The 16,658-nt window shown below is 40.2% G+C and carries 14 protein-coding genes; all 14 read left to right on the top strand.

The annotated features are described in order from the left end of the window. Positions 1-125 precede the first annotated feature (125 nt). Positions 126-1,010, top strand: a complete 885-nt coding sequence (locus NSR00_RS05985; protein ID WP_340787617.1) for a 2-dehydropantoate 2-reductase — start codon at positions 126-128, stop codon at positions 1,008-1,010. Continuing rightward, positions 1,010-1,393 carry a DUF3397 family protein gene (locus NSR00_RS05980; protein WP_340787614.1) on the top strand — a complete coding sequence of 128 codons (384 nt, stop codon included), beginning with the start codon at positions 1,010-1,012 and terminating at the stop codon, positions 1,391-1,393. The genes NSR00_RS05985 and NSR00_RS05980 overlap by 1 nt, the downstream gene beginning before the upstream one ends. A gap of 67 nt (positions 1,394-1,460) precedes the next feature. Further along, entirely contained in the window at positions 1,461-3,116 is a 1,656-nt protein-coding gene (gene bshC / locus NSR00_RS05975) for a bacillithiol biosynthesis cysteine-adding enzyme BshC (protein WP_340787611.1), read from the top strand. A gap of 123 nt (positions 3,117-3,239) precedes the next feature. Then, complete coding sequence (mraZ, locus tag NSR00_RS05970; protein WP_063388503.1) at positions 3,240-3,671, top strand: division/cell wall cluster transcriptional repressor MraZ; 432 nt, start codon at positions 3,240-3,242, stop codon at positions 3,669-3,671. Between the two features lie 54 nt (positions 3,672-3,725). Then, entirely contained in the window at positions 3,726-4,661 is a 936-nt protein-coding gene (gene rsmH / locus NSR00_RS05965) for a 16S rRNA (cytosine(1402)-N(4))-methyltransferase RsmH (RefSeq protein ID WP_340787609.1), read from the top strand. A gap of 10 nt (positions 4,662-4,671) precedes the next feature. Next, positions 4,672-5,031 carry a cell division protein FtsL gene (ftsL, locus tag NSR00_RS05960; protein WP_340787607.1) on the top strand — a complete coding sequence of 120 codons (360 nt, stop codon included), beginning with the start codon at positions 4,672-4,674 and terminating at the stop codon, positions 5,029-5,031. Positions 5,032-5,036: 5 nt separating this feature from the next. Continuing rightward, entirely contained in the window at positions 5,037-7,193 is a 2,157-nt protein-coding gene (locus NSR00_RS05955; RefSeq protein ID WP_340787604.1) for a penicillin-binding protein, read from the top strand. A gap of 148 nt (positions 7,194-7,341) precedes the next feature. After that, entirely contained in the window at positions 7,342-9,279 is a 1,938-nt protein-coding gene (locus NSR00_RS05950; protein WP_340787602.1) for a stage V sporulation protein D, read from the top strand. Between the two features lie 109 nt (positions 9,280-9,388). Further along, positions 9,389-10,867 (top strand): UDP-N-acetylmuramoyl-L-alanyl-D-glutamate--2,6-diaminopimelate ligase, encoded by a 1,479-nt coding sequence (locus NSR00_RS05945; protein WP_327847741.1) that lies wholly within the window; start codon positions 9,389-9,391, stop codon positions 10,865-10,867. Positions 10,868-10,969: 102 nt separating this feature from the next. Next, positions 10,970-11,944, top strand: a complete 975-nt coding sequence (gene mraY, locus NSR00_RS05940; RefSeq protein ID WP_340787599.1) for a phospho-N-acetylmuramoyl-pentapeptide-transferase — start codon at positions 10,970-10,972, stop codon at positions 11,942-11,944. Next, the gene (gene murD, locus NSR00_RS05935) at positions 11,945-13,300 is read left to right on the top strand and encodes a UDP-N-acetylmuramoyl-L-alanine--D-glutamate ligase (RefSeq protein WP_445659556.1); all 1,356 of its coding nucleotides are present in this window, start codon (positions 11,945-11,947) and stop codon (positions 13,298-13,300) included. 41 nt (positions 13,301-13,341) lie between these two features. Continuing rightward, positions 13,342-14,442, top strand: coding sequence for a stage V sporulation protein E (gene spoVE, locus NSR00_RS05930; protein WP_340787596.1), 1,101 nt, complete (start codon positions 13,342-13,344; stop codon positions 14,440-14,442). 109 nt (positions 14,443-14,551) lie between these two features. After that, positions 14,552-15,658, top strand: a complete 1,107-nt coding sequence (murG, locus tag NSR00_RS05925) for an undecaprenyldiphospho-muramoylpentapeptide beta-N-acetylglucosaminyltransferase (protein WP_340787593.1) — start codon at positions 14,552-14,554, stop codon at positions 15,656-15,658. Positions 15,659-15,674: 16 nt separating this feature from the next. Next, the gene (gene murB, locus NSR00_RS05920) at positions 15,675-16,586 is read left to right on the top strand and encodes a UDP-N-acetylmuramate dehydrogenase (protein WP_340787591.1); all 912 of its coding nucleotides are present in this window, start codon (positions 15,675-15,677) and stop codon (positions 16,584-16,586) included. Positions 16,587-16,658: the final 72 nt, after the last annotated feature.

The raw sequence follows: 16,658 nt of genomic DNA, 5'->3' as shown, positions 1-16,658 counted from the left end.
ATAAAGAGAAAATAACATTGAAAAAATAATAAAAAAGCAAATATAATCAATTTTTAATTATATTCAGGAAAAAGAAGAATTTTTAGTTTTTGTTTGTTATGATACATATGAGAGAGGTGGAGAACTTGAAGATCGGTGTAATTGGCGGAGGAGCTGTAGGCTTGTTAATATCGGCATACCTTAGCCGAAAACATGACATTACCCTTTATACAAAGACGGAAGAGCAGGCAATTTCGGTAAGGACAGAAGGGATACATGTCATAGGCCCGAGCCCTTGGACTGCATATGTAAAATCACGTGCAGATGTATTATATAATGAAGAATTATTAATTATTGCTGTCAAGCAATATAGTCTGCCGTCATTATTTGGAAATCTAAAGCAATTGCCGCCGAAAAAGATTGTATTTGTTCAAAACGGCATAACTCATATCGGCAGAATGAAAGAGCTTGCCCAACATGAATTGTATATAGGTGTTGTAGAGCACGGCGCCTTAAAAAAATCCCCCAATACCGTTCACCATACTGGTATTGGGAAAATTCGCATCAGCCCGTATGACGGCGGTGGGGCGCGGGAATTTATTGATCAGTTAAATACGTCTGATCCTTTATTTTTGATACAATATGAAGAGGATTGGGAGCCGGTTGTATTGAAAAAATTGGCCGCCAATGCAGTTATTAATCCATTAACTGCCTTATTTCGAATGCCGAATGGCCACATTGTCAGCAATCCTTATGTTGCAAAGCTTGCCAAAAAGCTATTTCACGAAGTATGTGATGTTCTTGAAATAAATGATAAGGATGATTTATGGGAATATATTGAAAGTATTGCAATAAAGACAAAAAACAATCGTTCATCAATGCTGTCGGATATTGAACATCATAAAAAAACAGAAATTGATTCAATATTAGGGGATCTCATTCAAAAAGGGGAAGAAAAGGGTGCTCATACTTGTACAATGGAATTTTTGTACAATGCGATTAAAGGGTTGGAAAACCGGGAGGAACGTTGATGGGAATTGTTATAGGAATCATCGCCTTTTTTGCGACGTTTCCATTGGCCGCGTGGCTGCTGTTTTTGGTTCTTTTTCGTGTTTTATTAAAGAGTAAGAAAAAATCTTTCCTTTTGAGCGTGGATGTGGCTGCTGTATTTTTTGCCTTTTCATTTTGGATCAAGCTTTCTGTTATTTGGCATCATCAATCGTTTTTATGGCTGCTTTGTTTATATTTGCTGCTTTTTTTGGCGACAGCTGGACTTCAATTCGTAATCACTGACGAGATCAAATGGATGAAAGCATTGAAAATGATGTGGAGAAGCTCTTTTTTAATATTTTTTCTACTGTCTGAGAGCATGGCGATCATCGGGGTGTTTATGTACATAATGAATCAAATGTGAATAAATAAAAAGCAAATTTTTTTTGTTTGAAAATATTACATGCTATACTCTTGTCGGGGTAATGATAATGAACGAAGAAAGGAAGTTAATAGATATGGAGGCGTTTGAACTCTTCCTTCCTCAATCCAATCCTTTTGTGAACAATTATATAAATCGGCGATTAGAGGTTGAAAAATATTTTGATTATGATCCATTTCAAGAAGATGTATTCCAAAAAAGATATGACGATATTTTACCAAGGACTTATAAGAGGGATGAGCTGGCGGATGTTTTAATCCAATATCATAAGCGGCTGAACGCAACAGAACAGATAATGGAGAATATTTTAAAATTAAAAAATCCGAATAGTGTCGTCGTTGTGGGCGGTCAGCAAGCTGGACTCTTAACAGGACCTTTATATACAATACATAAAATCATTTCCATATTGGCATTGGCGAAAGAGCAAGAGAAAAAGCTGAACATACCTGTTGTTCCCGTTTTTTGGATCGCGGGGGAGGATCATGACTTTGACGAAATTAATCATCTCTATGTGACAGACAGAGGGCGTTTGAAAAAGAAAACGATCATGCAAACACAGCGGAAAAAAACAATGATATCGGAGTTATCAATTGATAAAAACGCTTGTCGCATTTGGCTGGAAGAAGTTTTTGCGGCATTTGGCGAAACGAAATATACGAAACATTTGCTTGCTTCTTTGTATCATGAGCTTGACCAATCTGCCACTTATGTTGAATTTTTTGAACGATTACTCATCTCCATGTTCGGAGATGAAGGAATTGTACTCATCAACTCTGGATCAAAAGAATTGCGGGAATTGGAAAAATCTTATTTCGAACAAATGCTCATGGCAACTGACAGCATTTATCATCAAGTCGTCAAGCAGCAGCAAATTTTAAAAGAAGAAGGATATCCATATCAAGCAATTACAATGAGAGAAAACTGCGCCAATCTGTTTTATCAAATAGAAGATGAGCGCTATTTGCTCATAGAAAAAGAGAAGAATCTGTTTTCGATCCCTGAAATCAATTGGACATCTTCGTTGTCTGATCTTTTAGAAGAAGTCAGAATGAATCCATGGAAGTTCAGCAATAATGTAGTGACAAGACCGGTCATGCAGGAATATTTGCTTCCGACTTTGGCTTTTATCGCCGGACCAGGAGAAATTGCGTATTGGGCAGAATTAAAAGGGGTATTTCATTTATTCTCGATGAATGTGCCGCCAGTTATTCCGAGAATTCATTTGACGATTTTAGAAAGAAACATAGAGTCGGACTTGCTAGAATTGGACCTGCCGTTGGAAGAGGTTCTTAAGCAGGGGGTTGAACCGTTAAAACATAGGTGGTTTAAACAAAAGGAGCCTTTTGATGTCAGCGCATATGTGTCGAAAGCAAAAGAAGAGATTGAGGACATTCATCGGTCATTGCGAGAAAAAATAGAGGATTTCGACCAAAGCTTAGCGCCCGTATTGCGGAAAAACGCACAATTTATCGAACAGCAGATAGATTTTGTGGAAAGGATCGTTCAAAAAAAGGTACATGCAAAATATGAAGCAGAGCTGCAAAAGTTCAGGCGTATTGAGTATTCACTGAAACCGAATAATCAATGGCAAGAAAGAGTATGGAATATTTATTACTATTTAAACAAATATGGGCCGAATTTTGTAAAAGATTTGCAGCAGTTGACATATACTTTCAATGGAAAACATAAAATTGTCAAATTATAAAACTATTTTTTGAAAAATCCTGTGTCATACAGGGTTTTTTTTTATGTCCATTAATAGTACAATAAATTTGTGGTGAAAAGTGGGGGGAAGTGGTGGGAAAGAAATGAAAGTGGGGCCAACGTGATGTTTATGGGAGAATACCAACATACGATCGATTCAAAAGGAAGATTGATCGTACCCGCAAAATTCAGGGAAGGCCTTGGCGAAAAGTTTGTTCTCACGAGAGGTCTTGATCAATGCTTGTTTGGATATCCCCTCAGCGAATGGAAAGTGATTGAAGAGAAACTGAAAGCTCTCCCATTAACAAAAAAAGATGCCCGAGCTTTTACACGATTTTTCTTTTCCGGCGCTATTGAATGTGAAATGGACAAGCAAGGACGGATTAACATTGCGGCTCCACTTCTTGCTTACGCGAAATTGGAAAAAGAATGTGTCGTCATCGGCGTTTCCAGTCGGATAGAAATTTGGAGCAAACAAAATTGGGAGCAATACGTGGCTGAACAAGAAGAATCATTTGAAGAAATTGCAGAAAACATGATTGATTTTGATATTTGATGTTCATCCTATCCATGATCAAAACTTCTTCCGTTGGAAACGAGGTGCTGGATATTGTTTGTACATAAGACAGTTTTGCTGGATGAAGCGATTGAAGGTTTGCGAATAAAAGAGGACGGAATTTATGTTGATTGCACATTAGGAGGGGCAGGCCATAGCCAACAAATTGCTAGGAGGCTGACATCTGGACATTTATACGCCTTTGATCAAGATGAAACGGCAATTGCTTTTGCGAAGGAAAAACTCGCGCCCTTCCAAGATAAAGTGACCATCATCAAAAGCAATTTTAAACATTTAAAAGAAGAGCTTTTCTCTAGGGGTGTTCATAAAGTAGACGGGATTTTATTTGATTTGGGAGTATCTTCGCCTCAGCTGGACACGCCGGAACGAGGCTTCAGCTATCAATATGACGCTCCTCTTGATATGAGAATGGATCAAAAACAAGAGCTTTCCGCTTTTACCATTGTCAACACATGGCCTTATGAAAAGCTTGTAAAAATTTTTTTTCAATACGGAGAAGAAAAATTTTCAAAACAAATTGCTCGAAAAATTGAGCTTGCCCGCAAAAAAAAGGCCATTCAAACAACTGGCGAGCTGACGGAAATTATAAAAGAGGCCATCCCTTCCGCCTCTAGAAGAAAAGGGGGGCATCCTGCCAAACGCATCTTTCAAGCGATTAGAATTGCCGTCAATGACGAGCTTTCCGCTTTTGAAAGCGCGGTTAGTCAGGCAATTGAACTGTTAGCTCCAGAAGGGCGGATATGTGTCATTACGTTCCATTCTTTAGAAGATCGAATTTGCAAACTGGCGTTTAGAAAAGCTGCCAGCCAAGCAGAAATTCCGCGCAACATACCGATAATCCCCAACGAAATGCTGCCAGAAATCAAAATTATAACAAAAAAACCGATCGTCCCGTCGGAAAAAGAAATTGAAGAAAATCGAAGGGCGAGATCCGCTAAACTTCGTATAGCAGAAAAGATTAAAAAATAGGAGGTTTTCTATGAGCAATTTAGCTGTCAAAATTCAAGAAAGGCGACAAGAAGAAAAGAAGCATGCAAAACAACCCCTCGTTGTTAGGCGAAAAAGATCCTCCATTACATTAGGCGAGAAACTGTTATTTGTTGGTTTTTTATTTTTGATGCTGGTATGCTCCATTTGGATTGTCTCAAATAGTGTGAAATTGTATCATGCAAATATAGAAATGCAGAAAATCGAAGCTAAAATTGAAAATCAGGAAAAAATCAACAGCGATTTAAACCTTCAGGTCGATGAATTGAAAAGGCCTGAAAGAATTTATAAAATTGCTAAAGACTTAGGCTTCACATTAGATCCAAGCAAAGTAAAAGGCATACAGGACTGATTGGGATGAAGAAAAGCAAAAATATGAATCGGGGAGCAGCAATATTATCTGTAATATTTGTTCTGCTCTTTTTTATCTTATTTGGGAGGTTTTTCTACATTCAAGCGACAGGAACTGTCGATGGTCAAGTGCTAGCTGTTAAGGCAAAAGAAAAATATGAAAAAAAGCGCACGCTTGAAGCCCGCCGCGGCCAAATATTGGATCAAAAAGGAAACGTGCTCGCTGAAGATACTGTTACCTATACATTAGTAGCTGTATTGGATGAAAAAATGACAACGGATCCCGACCATCCGAATCATGTTGTCGATCCTGAAGAAACGGCGGAAAAATTAGCTCCCATTCTTGGGATGAAACAGAAAGAAATAGAGGCTATTTTGAAAAAAGACAAATTTCAGGTCGAATTCGGAGAAAAAGGAAGAAACATCAGCTTTGCCAAAAAACAGCAAATTGAAAAGCTTCAATTGCCAGGCATCGGTTTTATTCGCGATACAAAACGTTTTTATCCAAACGGAAAATTTGCATCATATGTGATTGGCTATGCCAAGCAAGATGAAAAGACGGGAAAAACAACCGGGCAGTTAGGGATAGAAAAAAGCTTAGATAAATATTTGCAGGAAACAGACGGATATGTGATATATGACAGCGACCGAAGCGGCTACAAGCTGCCGGGCAGCAAAGACAAAATTGTTGCGCCAAATAATGGAGCCAACGTGTATTTAACAATTGACCAAAAAATTCAAACGTTTTTAGAAGATGCGTTAAATGAAGCGGAAAAACAATATAAGCCGACGAAAATGATCGGTATTGTCGCAGACCCAAAAACGGGGAGAATTTTAGCGATGTCTCAGCGGCCAAGCTTTGATCCTAACAAGCGCGATATTCAAAACTTTTACAATGATGCTGTTTCTTACCGCTATGAACCTGGTTCGACAATGAAAATTTTTACATTGGCTGCAGCGATTAATGAAGGGGTTTATAACGGCAACGAAAAATATAAGTCGGGAATGTATAAAGTCAAAGGCGCAAGTCCTATATACGATCATAACCATGTCGGATGGGGCACCATTACATTCGATGATGCTGTTCAGCGATCATCCAATGTCGGCTTCGCTATATTAGCGCATAAAAAAATAGGGCTTGATCGGTTTTATCAATATTTAAATCGTTATGGGTTTTTAGAGAAAACAGGTATTGATTTGCCGAACGAAGAGAACAGCAAGTTGAACTATAAATGGGAGAGAGATAAAATTTCGACTGCATTTGGACAAGCGTCAGCTTTCACACCGATCCAGCTCGTTCAAGCTGCAACAGCGATTGCTAACGGCGGAAAGATGATGAAGCCTTATGTCATTGATAAAATTGTAGACCCTGACACAGATCGAGTGCTAAAAAAGACAGAACCAACGGTAGCAGGCGAACCGATCACAAAAGAAACTGCTGCGAAAACACTAGATATTTTAGAAACTGTTGTGACATCCGAACACGGAACAGGGAAACCTTTTCAAATACCAGGGTATCACATCGCTGGGAAGACTGGGACAGCTCAAATAGCAGGAGAAGGAGGGCGCTATTTAACGGGCCGGGAAAATTATGTATTCTCCTTTTTAGGAATGGCTCCAAAAGAAAATCCAGAGCTTATTGTCTACGTTGCCGTGCAGCAGCCGAAGCTGAAGCCGACAGAAACAGGTGCAGCTCCTGTTTCCATGATTTTCAAATCAGTAATGAAAAATAGTCTTGAGTATTTAAAAATTGAACCGACGACTGCTGCTGCGAAGGAGGAAAAAAATGTTAAAAATGAAAAAGAAGTCGGAGTTTCACTGCCTGAATATAAAGGCCAGCCGGTTCAACAAGCTGTTCAAGAGCTTGAAAAACAGCAAATTCAACCAATCGTACTAGGCGGCGGGGGCACAGTCACCTCCCAATATCCAAGCTCGACCTCACAGGTGATCGATAGAGAAAAAGTTTTTCTTTTAACAGATGGTACTGTGAAAATGCCGAACATTACTGGATGGTCTTTGCGAGATGTGATGAAGCTGTGTTCCATCATGGATCTTGAGCTGAAATATGAAGGAAGCGGATATGTTAACGCACAAAATATTAAACCAGGCACTGAAATTCGAAAAGGAGATCAATTAACTATTAAATTAAAAAAGCCTAAGTAGTACCACAACAGGAGCCCGCTTTTGAAAAAAATGTATCTGGGAACGGTTCGGCAAGCGGGCGCCTGTTTCCGATGGAAGCTTGTTCTATATTAAATGGACGAGGCATATATTTTGATAGCGAAACTACATGAGGGGAGTTATCAGATATATGCGCGTTTCAAATGTAACAGTCAGAAAACGGCTCGTTTTCGTTCTATTGGCAGGTTTTTTGATTTTCGCCGTGATCGAAGTAAGACTAGGATATGTTCAATTTGTGTTAGGCGGGCAATTAACCTCTCTTGCCAAAGATTTATGGAGCCGAAATATCCCATTTGAACCAAAGCGGGGAGAAATCGTGGACAGGAATGGGGAGAAGCTTGCGACAAATGTCAGTGCTCCGAGCGTTTTTATCATTCCCCGGCAGGTCGAAAATCCAGCAGAAACGGCACAAAAGCTTGCTTCTGTCTTAAATATGCCGACGGAAAAAGCTTATCAATATGTAACGAAAAAAGAAATGATTGTCCGCATTCATCCAGAAGGACGGAAAATATCTGACGAAAAAGCGAGAGAGATACGCGGTTTAAATTTAAAAGGTGTTTATATTGCGGAGGATTCCAAAAGGTATTATCCGTATAAAAGACTTTTAGCGCACGTTTTAGGCTTTACAGGGATCGACAACCAAGGGCTAAGCGGGCTTGAATTATATTATGATCGGCAATTGAAAGGGCAAAAAGGATATGTTAAATTTTATTCTGATGCCAAAGGAAAAAGAATGCCAAATGAAGTGGAGGAATATATGCCTCCTGTGGACGGCTTAAATTTAAAGCTGACGATTGATGCAAAAATTCAATCGATCATTGAAAGGGAATTGGACATTGCCGAATTGAAATACAATCCGGACGGAATAATTGCCATTGCCATGAATCCGAACAACGGGGAAATTTTAGGCATGGCATCAAGACCGACATTTGATCCGACAAAATATCAACATGTCGATCCGAAAGTATATAACCGAAATTTGCCGATCTGGAGCACGTATGAACCTGGTTCGACATTTAAAATTATCACGTTAGCTGCCGCTCTTGAAGAAAATAAAGTTGATCTTTATAGAGAGCATTTTCACGACCCAGGTTATGTAAAAGTTGCTGGTGCGACATTAAGATGTTGGAAAAAAGGCGGCCACGGAGATCAAACGTTTCTTGAAGTTGTTCAAAATTCATGCAACCCGGGATTTGTTGAACTTGGACAAAGGCTGGGAACATCGACTTTGTTTGAATATATTAAAAAATTTGGCTTCGGTGAAAAAACGGGGATTGATTTATCGGGTGAAGGAAGCGGCATCCTGTTTCGTCAAAGTCAAGTTGGACCTGTTGAGCTTGCAACCACAGCGTTCGGCCAAGGGGTCTCTGTAACGCCGATCCAGCAAGTGGCCGCTGTTTCAGCCGCAATCAACGGCGGTATTTTATATACGCCGAATATCGCAAAAGAATGGATCGACCCGGATACAGGAGATGTTGTATCAAGAAAGACACCTGAGGCAAAAAGACGCATTATTTCCGAGGAAACATCCAAACAAATTCGCGCTGCTCTTGAAAGTGTCGTTGCAAAAGGAACTGGAAGAGGAGCGTTTGTTGAGGGGTACCGGGTCGGAGGAAAAACGGGGACTGCGCAAAAAGCTGCTCCCGGCGGAGGATATTTGACAAACAATCATATTGTATCGTTTATTGGATTTGCACCTGCAGACAACCCTCATATAGTTGTTTATGTCGCCGTTGACAATCCGAAGGGAACGGTACAATTTGGCGGTGTTGTCGCCGCACCCATTGTAGGAACAATCATAAAAGACAGTCTCCGAGAGCTCGGTGTGAAGCCTAGAACGAAGCAAATGGAAAAAAAGGAAACTTGGTTGGATGAAAAGTTTGTTACAGTGCCGGACGTTTTAGGACTCTCAAAACAGGAGCTGGCCCAGCAGCTTATAAATTTAAAACTTGATGTAAACGGCGACGGCAAGGTAGTCGTTGAACAATCGCCAAAAGCAGGCGTAAAGGTAAAAGAAGGATCTACTGTACGAATTTTATTAGGAGACGAGGCGGCAGCAGACGAATAATTTTCTAAAAAAGGGCTTTTTGAAACAACTGCTTTTGAAAAGCCCTTGTCGCTCATTTTAAGCTAAGATAAAATAATGGAGAATGTTTTTTTGAGAAAGGACTATCGTTATGAAATTAGATGCAATTCTCACTGCTCTACATCATTATAAACGTTATGGTAATGGGAATCCTGAGATTACTTCATTGGAAATGGATTCGCGTGCTGTGAAGGAAGGAAGCTTATTTATTTGCATCAAAGGCTTTACGGTAGACGGTCATGAGTTTGCTTTAGAAGCTGTAAAAAAAGGCGCGGCCGCTCTGTTATCAGAAAAACCGCTGAACCATCTGCCGGGTGATATCCCGGTAATTGTCGTAAATGATACAAAACGGGCAATGGCTGTGCTTGCTGATTATTTTTATGACCAGCCAACACATAAGCTTCACCTCATCGGTGTCACGGGCACGAACGGAAAAACGACTACGACTCATCTGATTGATCATATTTTTCGCAATGCCGGCTATAAAACCGGTTTAATCGGAACAATGTATACAAAAATAAATGATCAACAATACGAAGTAAAAAATACAACGCCTGACAGCTTAACCCTGCAAAAAACATTTAAAAAGATGATCGAGGAGAACGTGACCCACGCCAGTATGGAGGTTTCCTCTCATGCGCTGCATATGGGACGAGTCCACGGCTGTGATTTTGATGTTGCAGTATTTACGAATCTCACCCAAGACCATTTAGACTATCACCAAACAATGGAAGAATATCGAAATGCGAAAGGATTATTGTTTGCTCAGCTCGGAAATAAATATGATCATCATCATCCAAAATTTTCTATATTGAATGGTGATGATCCAGCCTCTGACTATTACAGACATATGACTTCTTCCCATATCGTTACATATGGAATTGAAAACGAATGTGAGATTATGGCGAAAGATTTGAAAATGAATGCAAGCGGGACTTCTTTTCTCCTCGTTACTCCTGAAGGTACATTTCCTGTACAAATGAAATTAGTCGGGAAATTCAGCGTTTATAATGTTCTTGCTGCTATTGCGGCTTCTTTAGTTTCAGGAGTTGAGATCGAGAAGATCATCGAAGCGGTCGAATCGATGGAAGGTGTGCGCGGCCGATTTGAGTTAGTAGATTGCGGACAAAATTTTTCCGTCATTATTGACTATGCACACACACCAGACAGCTTGGACAATTTATTGAAAACGGTGAAGGAGCTTGCCAAAAAGAAAGTCATTTTAGTCGTTGGCTGCGGAGGAGACCGCGATCGAACGAAGCGTCCGCTTATGGCGAAAATTGCTGTTCAGTGGGCGGACATTCCAATTTTTACTTCCGACAACCCTAGAAATGAAGATCCGCATCAAATATTAAAAGATATGACAGCTGGTGTCGACGGAGAACCTTTTCATTCAATTGTCGATCGAGAGGAAGCCATCCAATTTGCAATCAGCAATGCAGAAGAAGGAGATGTCGTCGTCATTGCAGGAAAAGGCCATGAAACATATCAACAAATCGGGGACAAAAAATTTGACTTCGATGATCGAAAAGTGGCTATTCGCGCTATTCAATTGAAAGAGAATAAATAATCAAGCAGGAAGAGGATTTGTTATGAAATTGGAATGGTTTAACATCAATAATCATATGGATATAAAGGCAAATGTTGGTTTTGGTGGGAGGAGGAAGTATCGATGCTAGAACAAGTCGTGCTTTTTACCATCTTAATGGGCTTTTTAATCAGTGTATTACTTTCTCCCATTTTTATTCCATTTTTAAGAAGGCTGAAATTTGGCCAAAGTATTCGGGATGAAGGACCAAAATCCCACCAAAAAAAATCCGGAACTCCGACGATGGGCGGAGTCATGATTATTTTATCCATCATCATCACCACTATTGTCATGACCAATAAATTTTCGGAACCGGGGATCGAAACGTTTTTGCTGTTGTTTGTAACGATCGGTTACGGACTCCTCGGATTTTTAGACGATATGATTAAAGTGGTGTTAAAAAGAAATCTCGGTCTGACTTCAAAACAAAAATTAATCGGTCAAATCATTGTTGCGGTTATTTTTTATTTTGTTTTAAATCAATTTGAGTTCTCTACAGAAATTCGATTGCCGGGGACGGAACTTTCTTTTGATCTTGGCTGGCTCTACCCGGTTCTTATTTTGTTTATGCTTGTAGGCGGCTCAAATGCCGTCAATTTGACCGACGGTCTCGATGGATTGTTATCCGGCTCAGCTGCAATTGCTTTCGGAGCATTTGCTGTATTGGCATGGAACAATAGTCAATATGATATCGCCATCTTTAGTGTTGCAGTGGTCGGTTCCGTATTAGGCTTTTTAGTGTTCAACGCTCACCCTGCAAAAGTGTTCATGGGAGATACTGGCTCATTGGCTTTAGGAGGAGCGATTGTCGCTGTAGCCATTTTGACAAAATTAGAAATTTTGCTTATAGTGATTGGCGGCGTGTTTGTTATTGAAACATTATCAGTCATTATTCAAGTAATTTCCTTTAAAATGACTGGAAAAAGAGTGTTTAAAATGAGCCCGCTCCATCATCACTATGAATTAAACGGATGGTCGGAATGGAAAGTCGTCGTGACATTCTGGGCGATGGGTTTGCTTTTTGCAATACTAGGAATTATCATCGAGGTGTGGTTATAATTGAAAAATGTACAAATGTATGTCGATCAAAACGTTCTCGTATTAGGTTTGGCAAAAAGCGGCTTGAGAGCCGCTAAATTATTGCATAAACTAGGTGCTCGTGTTACCGTAAACGACATGAAACCATACGAAGCAAATGATGATGTAAAAGAACTTGAAAGTTTAGGGATCAAACTTATTTTAGGAGAACATCCGGAACAATTGCTCGAGGAGCATAATATTGATATTGTTGTAAAAAATCCAGGCATTCCATACACAAACCCGATCGTACAAAAAGCAGCGAGCCAAAATATTCCCGTTATAACCGAAGTCGAGCTTGCGTATCAAATTTCTGAAGCGGAAATTATTGCGATAACTGGATCGAATGGAAAAACGACGACGACAACGTTAATATACGAAATGCTGAAGGCAGATGGAAAACAGCCGCTGTTGGCAGGAAATATCGGAAATGTGGCTTGTGAAGTTGTACAGGAAGCGACAAAGGAACAAATTGTAGTTATGGAGGTATCCTCGTTTCAGCTTTTAGGAACCATTCATTTTAAACCTTCAGTCGCGGTCTTGTTAAATATTTTTAATGCCCATCTAGACTATCATGGAACTCGCGAAAATTATATGCAAGCGAAAGGGAAAATTTTTTCAAACCAAGATGACCAATCGGTTGCGGTTATCAATTCGGATGATCAAGATGTTGTGCGTCTGTCTGAGCTGTCAAAAGGAAAGAAAATTTATTTTTCAACCAATAAGGAAGTATCAAATGGTGCTTATATCCAAAATGAATCCATTTGGTATGATGGTGAAAAAATTATTGATATAAAAGATATCGCTCTTGTCGGCAAGCATAACTTAGAAAATATTTTGGCCGCTATTTGTGCAGTAAAGGCGAAAAATGTTGGAAACAAAGCGATTCAAAAGGTGCTGGCATCGTTTTCAGGTGTAAAGCATCGCTTGCAATATGTCGGCGAAGTTTCAGGAAGAAAATTTTATAACGATTCGAAAGCCACGAATATTTTGGCAACAACAAAGGCTCTCGAAGCTTTTTCATCCCCTGTTGTATTGTTGGCCGGAGGGCTTGACCGGGGGAATGAATTTGATGAATTAATCCCGTATTTCAAACATGTGAAAGCAGTCATCACCTTTGGACAAACTGCCCCAAAAATAAAGAAGGCTGCAAAGAAGGCTGGAATAGAACTGATAGAACATGTCGATAATGTGGAACAAGCAGTCTTTGCGGCGTTTCGCATATCGGATATAGGTGATGTCATTTTGCTCTCTCCGGCCTGTGCAAGCTGGGATCAATATAAAACATTCGAAGAGAGAGGAGACATTTTCATAAACGCCGTGCATAAGCTAAAATAAGGGCTCGTACCCTTAAGCTTAAAAAAGATGGGGTGTTCGGCGTGTCGACAAAAAGCAAATCTCCAGATTTCATTTTAATTTTGATCACATTTTTGCTGCTTTCGATCGGTTTAATCATGGTATATAGCGCAAGCGCCATATGGGCAACGTATAAATTTGACGATTCATTCTTTTTTGCAAAGCGGCAGCTGCTGTTCGCCGCCTTGGGCATTGTTGCCATGTTCTTTTTTATGAATATAGACTATTGGACATGGAGAACGTGGGCAAAGGTGCTTTTAATCGTATGCTTCGTTTTGCTGATTGCCGTGTTGATTCCTGGAATTGGCGTTGTACGAAATGGCTCCAGAAGCTGGATCGGTGTCGGGGCATTTTCCATTCAGCCTTCTGAGTTTATGAAGCTAGCGATGATCGCCTTTCTGGCTAAATTTTTGTCCGAAAATCAAAAATTTGTAACAACCATTAAAAAAGGGCTTTTCCCGTCCTTAGGATTAGTCTTTTTAGCATTTGGGATCATTATGCTTCAGCCGGATTTAGGAACAGCAACGGTGATGATGGGAGCATGTGTCGTCATGATCTTTGTAGCAGGAGCGAAAATTAGCCATTTTATCGGACTGGGATTGATAGGTGTACTCGGTTTTGCCGCTCTTGTGTTATCAGCTCCTTATCGTATGAAAAGGATCACTTCGTTCCTCAATCCATGGGAGGATCCGCTTGGGAGCGGGTTTCAAATTATTCAATCGCTTTATGCTATTGGCCCTGGAGGCCTTTTCGGATTAGGATTGGGTGAAAGCAGACAAAAGTTTTTTTATTTGCCCGAGCCACAAACAGATTTTATTTTTGCGATCGTTGCGGAAGAATTGGGGTTTATAGGCGGTTCTCTTGTGCTTTTATTATTCTCACTTTTGCTTTGGCGGGGAATTTTAATCGCGTTGAACGCGCCTGATTTATTCGGCAGCTTGCTAGCTGTCGGCATTGTTGCAATGGTTGCGATTCAAGTGATGATCAATATCGGGGTTGTCACAGGATTAATGCCTGTAACGGGCATCACCCTTCCGTTTTTAAGCTATGGAGGATCGTCACTGACGTTAATGCTGATGGCAATCGGGGTGCTTTTAAATATTAGCCGATATGCAAAATATTAAGCTTTCCAATCCGGATACATATGGAAAAAAAGGGGCTTTTCGGCTTGTTTGCTCAGCCTCTTTTAACTGTTTTATAAAAAGTTTCTAACATTTCAGGGGGGCTTTTTGAATGAACATTGTCGTAAGTGGAGGAGGAACCGGCGGTCATATTTATCCTGCGCTTGCTTTCATAAAAGAAGTGAAAAAATATGACCCTCATGCCAATTTTTTATATATTGGGACGGAAAATGGACTGGAAAAAGAGATTGTGGCACGGGAAGGGATCCCGTTTAAAGCGATTAAAATTAGCGGTTTTAAACGAAAGCTGTCGTTTGATAATGTTAAAACAGTTTATCGATTTTTCAACAGCTTCGCCATCTGCAAAAAGCTGCTAAAAGAGTTTCAGGCGGATGTTGTAATTGGGACTGGAGGATATGTTTCGGGACCAGTCGTTTATGCAGCCAGCAGACTCGGAATACCGACAATCATCCACGAACAAAACAGCGTGCCTGGTTTGACTAATAAATTTTTAGCAAAATATGTTGATAAAGTCGCCATTTCTTTTGAAAGCTCCAAAAAATTTTTTCCGGAAGAAAAAGTTGTTCTAACAGGAAATCCTCGCGCGCAGGAAGTGATTGGCGGCGATCGGGCAAAAGGTAAATCATCTTTAAATTTAACAGAGAATGTAAAATCCGTGCTCATCTTTGGAGGAAGCCGTGGGGCAAGACCGATTAATGAATCTGTCCTCAGCATCCTTGACGAATTATCGAAAAAGCCGTATCAAATTGTTTATGTCACCGGTGAGGTTCATTACAAGCAAATAATGGAACAAATAGGTGATTCTGGCCGGTTGAAAAATATTATTATCAAACCGTTTATCCACCAAATGCCGGATGTGCTGGCAGCAGTTGATTTAATCGTATCAAGAGCAGGTGCTACGACTTTAGCGGAAATCACAGCGCTTGGTCTTCCAAGCATATTAATTCCAAGCCCGTATGTTACAGCCAATCATCAAGAAGCAAATGCCCGCACACTCAGTGAAAGAAACGCTGCCGTTTTATTGCTTGAACAAAATTTAACAGGGCATCGTTTGTTAACGTTGATCGATCAAATTTTACTGAATCCGGAAACGTTGAAGAGCATGAGCGAAGCTTCTTTTGAACTGGGAGTTCGTGATGCAGCCAAAAGGCTTTATCAAGTCATGAACGAACTTGCCGCTGCTAATAACAAGATTTGAAAATGGGGGGATACATGTGAAGCAGCTGTTGGAAGAGTTAATTCGAGCTGATATAGGAAAAGTGCTTGAGAATGAGCCGTTAAAAAAACATACAACGATGAAAGTCGGTGGACCGGCAGATGTGTTTGTCGAGCCAAAAAGCATTGAAGGCTTAATGAAAACAATGGAAATCATCAAAAAGCATCATGCAGATTGGCGCGTAATAGGGAGAGGATCCAATTTACTTGTTTTAGATGAAGGAATTGCCGGGGTCGTAATTAAATTAGGGAACGGCATCAGCCATTTAACCATTCAAGATGAGGAGATCACAGTAGGGGGAGGCTATTCATTAGTCAGCCTGTCAACATTGATCAGCCGAAAAGGATTGTCTGGTTTAGAATTTGCCAGCGGCATTCCCGGATCTGTAGGCGGTGCGGTCTATATGAATGCGGGTGCGCACGGCTCGGATATTTCAAATGTTCTCAAAAAGGCGCATATTTTGTTTGCAGATGGGACATTAGAATGGCTTTCCAATAAAGAAATGGAATTTTCATACCGCAGCTCCATCTTGCAAAAAAAGCGCCCGGGAATATGTTTAGAAGCGGTATTTCAATTAAAAAAAGGAGATAGAGACAGCATCGTATCGACGATGCAAAAAAATAAAGAATATCGCCGTGAAACACAACCTTGGAACCATCCTTGCGCAGGAAGCATTTTCCGAAACCCCCTTCCTCATTATGCTGGTCAGCTCATTGAAAAAGCCGGCTTAAAAGGCTACAAAATCGGAGGCGCAAAAATATCGGAGATGCACGGGAATTTTATTGTCAATGAAGACAATGCAACAGCTTCAGATGTTCTGGCCCTCATCGATTTTGTAAAAAAGACGATTTACGAGCAATTCCAAATCAAAATGGAAACGGAAGTTGAAATTGTTGGAAGGAATAAATAGGAAAAATCTTTCTCCCTTTCAGCTTGTACATTATGTTATAATATTTCAACAAGATTTTTTTAAAACGGCATG

The sequence above is a fragment of the Aeribacillus sp. FSL K6-8394 genome (assembly GCF_038008865.1).
Classification (GTDB): domain Bacteria; phylum Bacillota; class Bacilli; order Bacillales; family Aeribacillaceae; genus Aeribacillus; species Aeribacillus composti.
The sequence above is the reverse complement of the archived record's forward strand: the minus strand, read 5'-3'. Positions and strand labels throughout refer to the sequence as shown.

Excerpts from the sequence above, each read along its gene's own strand:
- NSR00_RS05980 (WP_340787614.1), top strand. The coding sequence starts at position 1,010 with ATGGGAATTGTTATAGGAATCATCGCCTTTTTTGCGACGTTTCCATTG.
- bshC (WP_340787611.1), top strand. The coding sequence starts at position 1,461 with ATGAACGAAGAAAGGAAGTTAATAGATATGGAGGCGTTTGAACTCTTC.
- mraZ (WP_063388503.1), top strand. The coding sequence starts at position 3,240 with ATGTTTATGGGAGAATACCAACATACGATCGATTCAAAAGGAAGATTG.
- ftsL (WP_340787607.1), top strand. The coding sequence starts at position 4,672 with ATGAGCAATTTAGCTGTCAAAATTCAAGAAAGGCGACAAGAAGAAAAG.
- NSR00_RS05955 (WP_340787604.1), top strand. The coding sequence starts at position 5,037 with ATGAAGAAAAGCAAAAATATGAATCGGGGAGCAGCAATATTATCTGTA.
- NSR00_RS05950 (WP_340787602.1), top strand. The coding sequence starts at position 7,342 with ATGCGCGTTTCAAATGTAACAGTCAGAAAACGGCTCGTTTTCGTTCTA.
- NSR00_RS05945 (WP_327847741.1), top strand. The coding sequence starts at position 9,389 with ATGAAATTAGATGCAATTCTCACTGCTCTACATCATTATAAACGTTAT.
- mraY (WP_340787599.1), top strand. The coding sequence starts at position 10,970 with ATGCTAGAACAAGTCGTGCTTTTTACCATCTTAATGGGCTTTTTAATC.
- murG (WP_340787593.1), top strand. The coding sequence starts at position 14,552 with ATGAACATTGTCGTAAGTGGAGGAGGAACCGGCGGTCATATTTATCCT.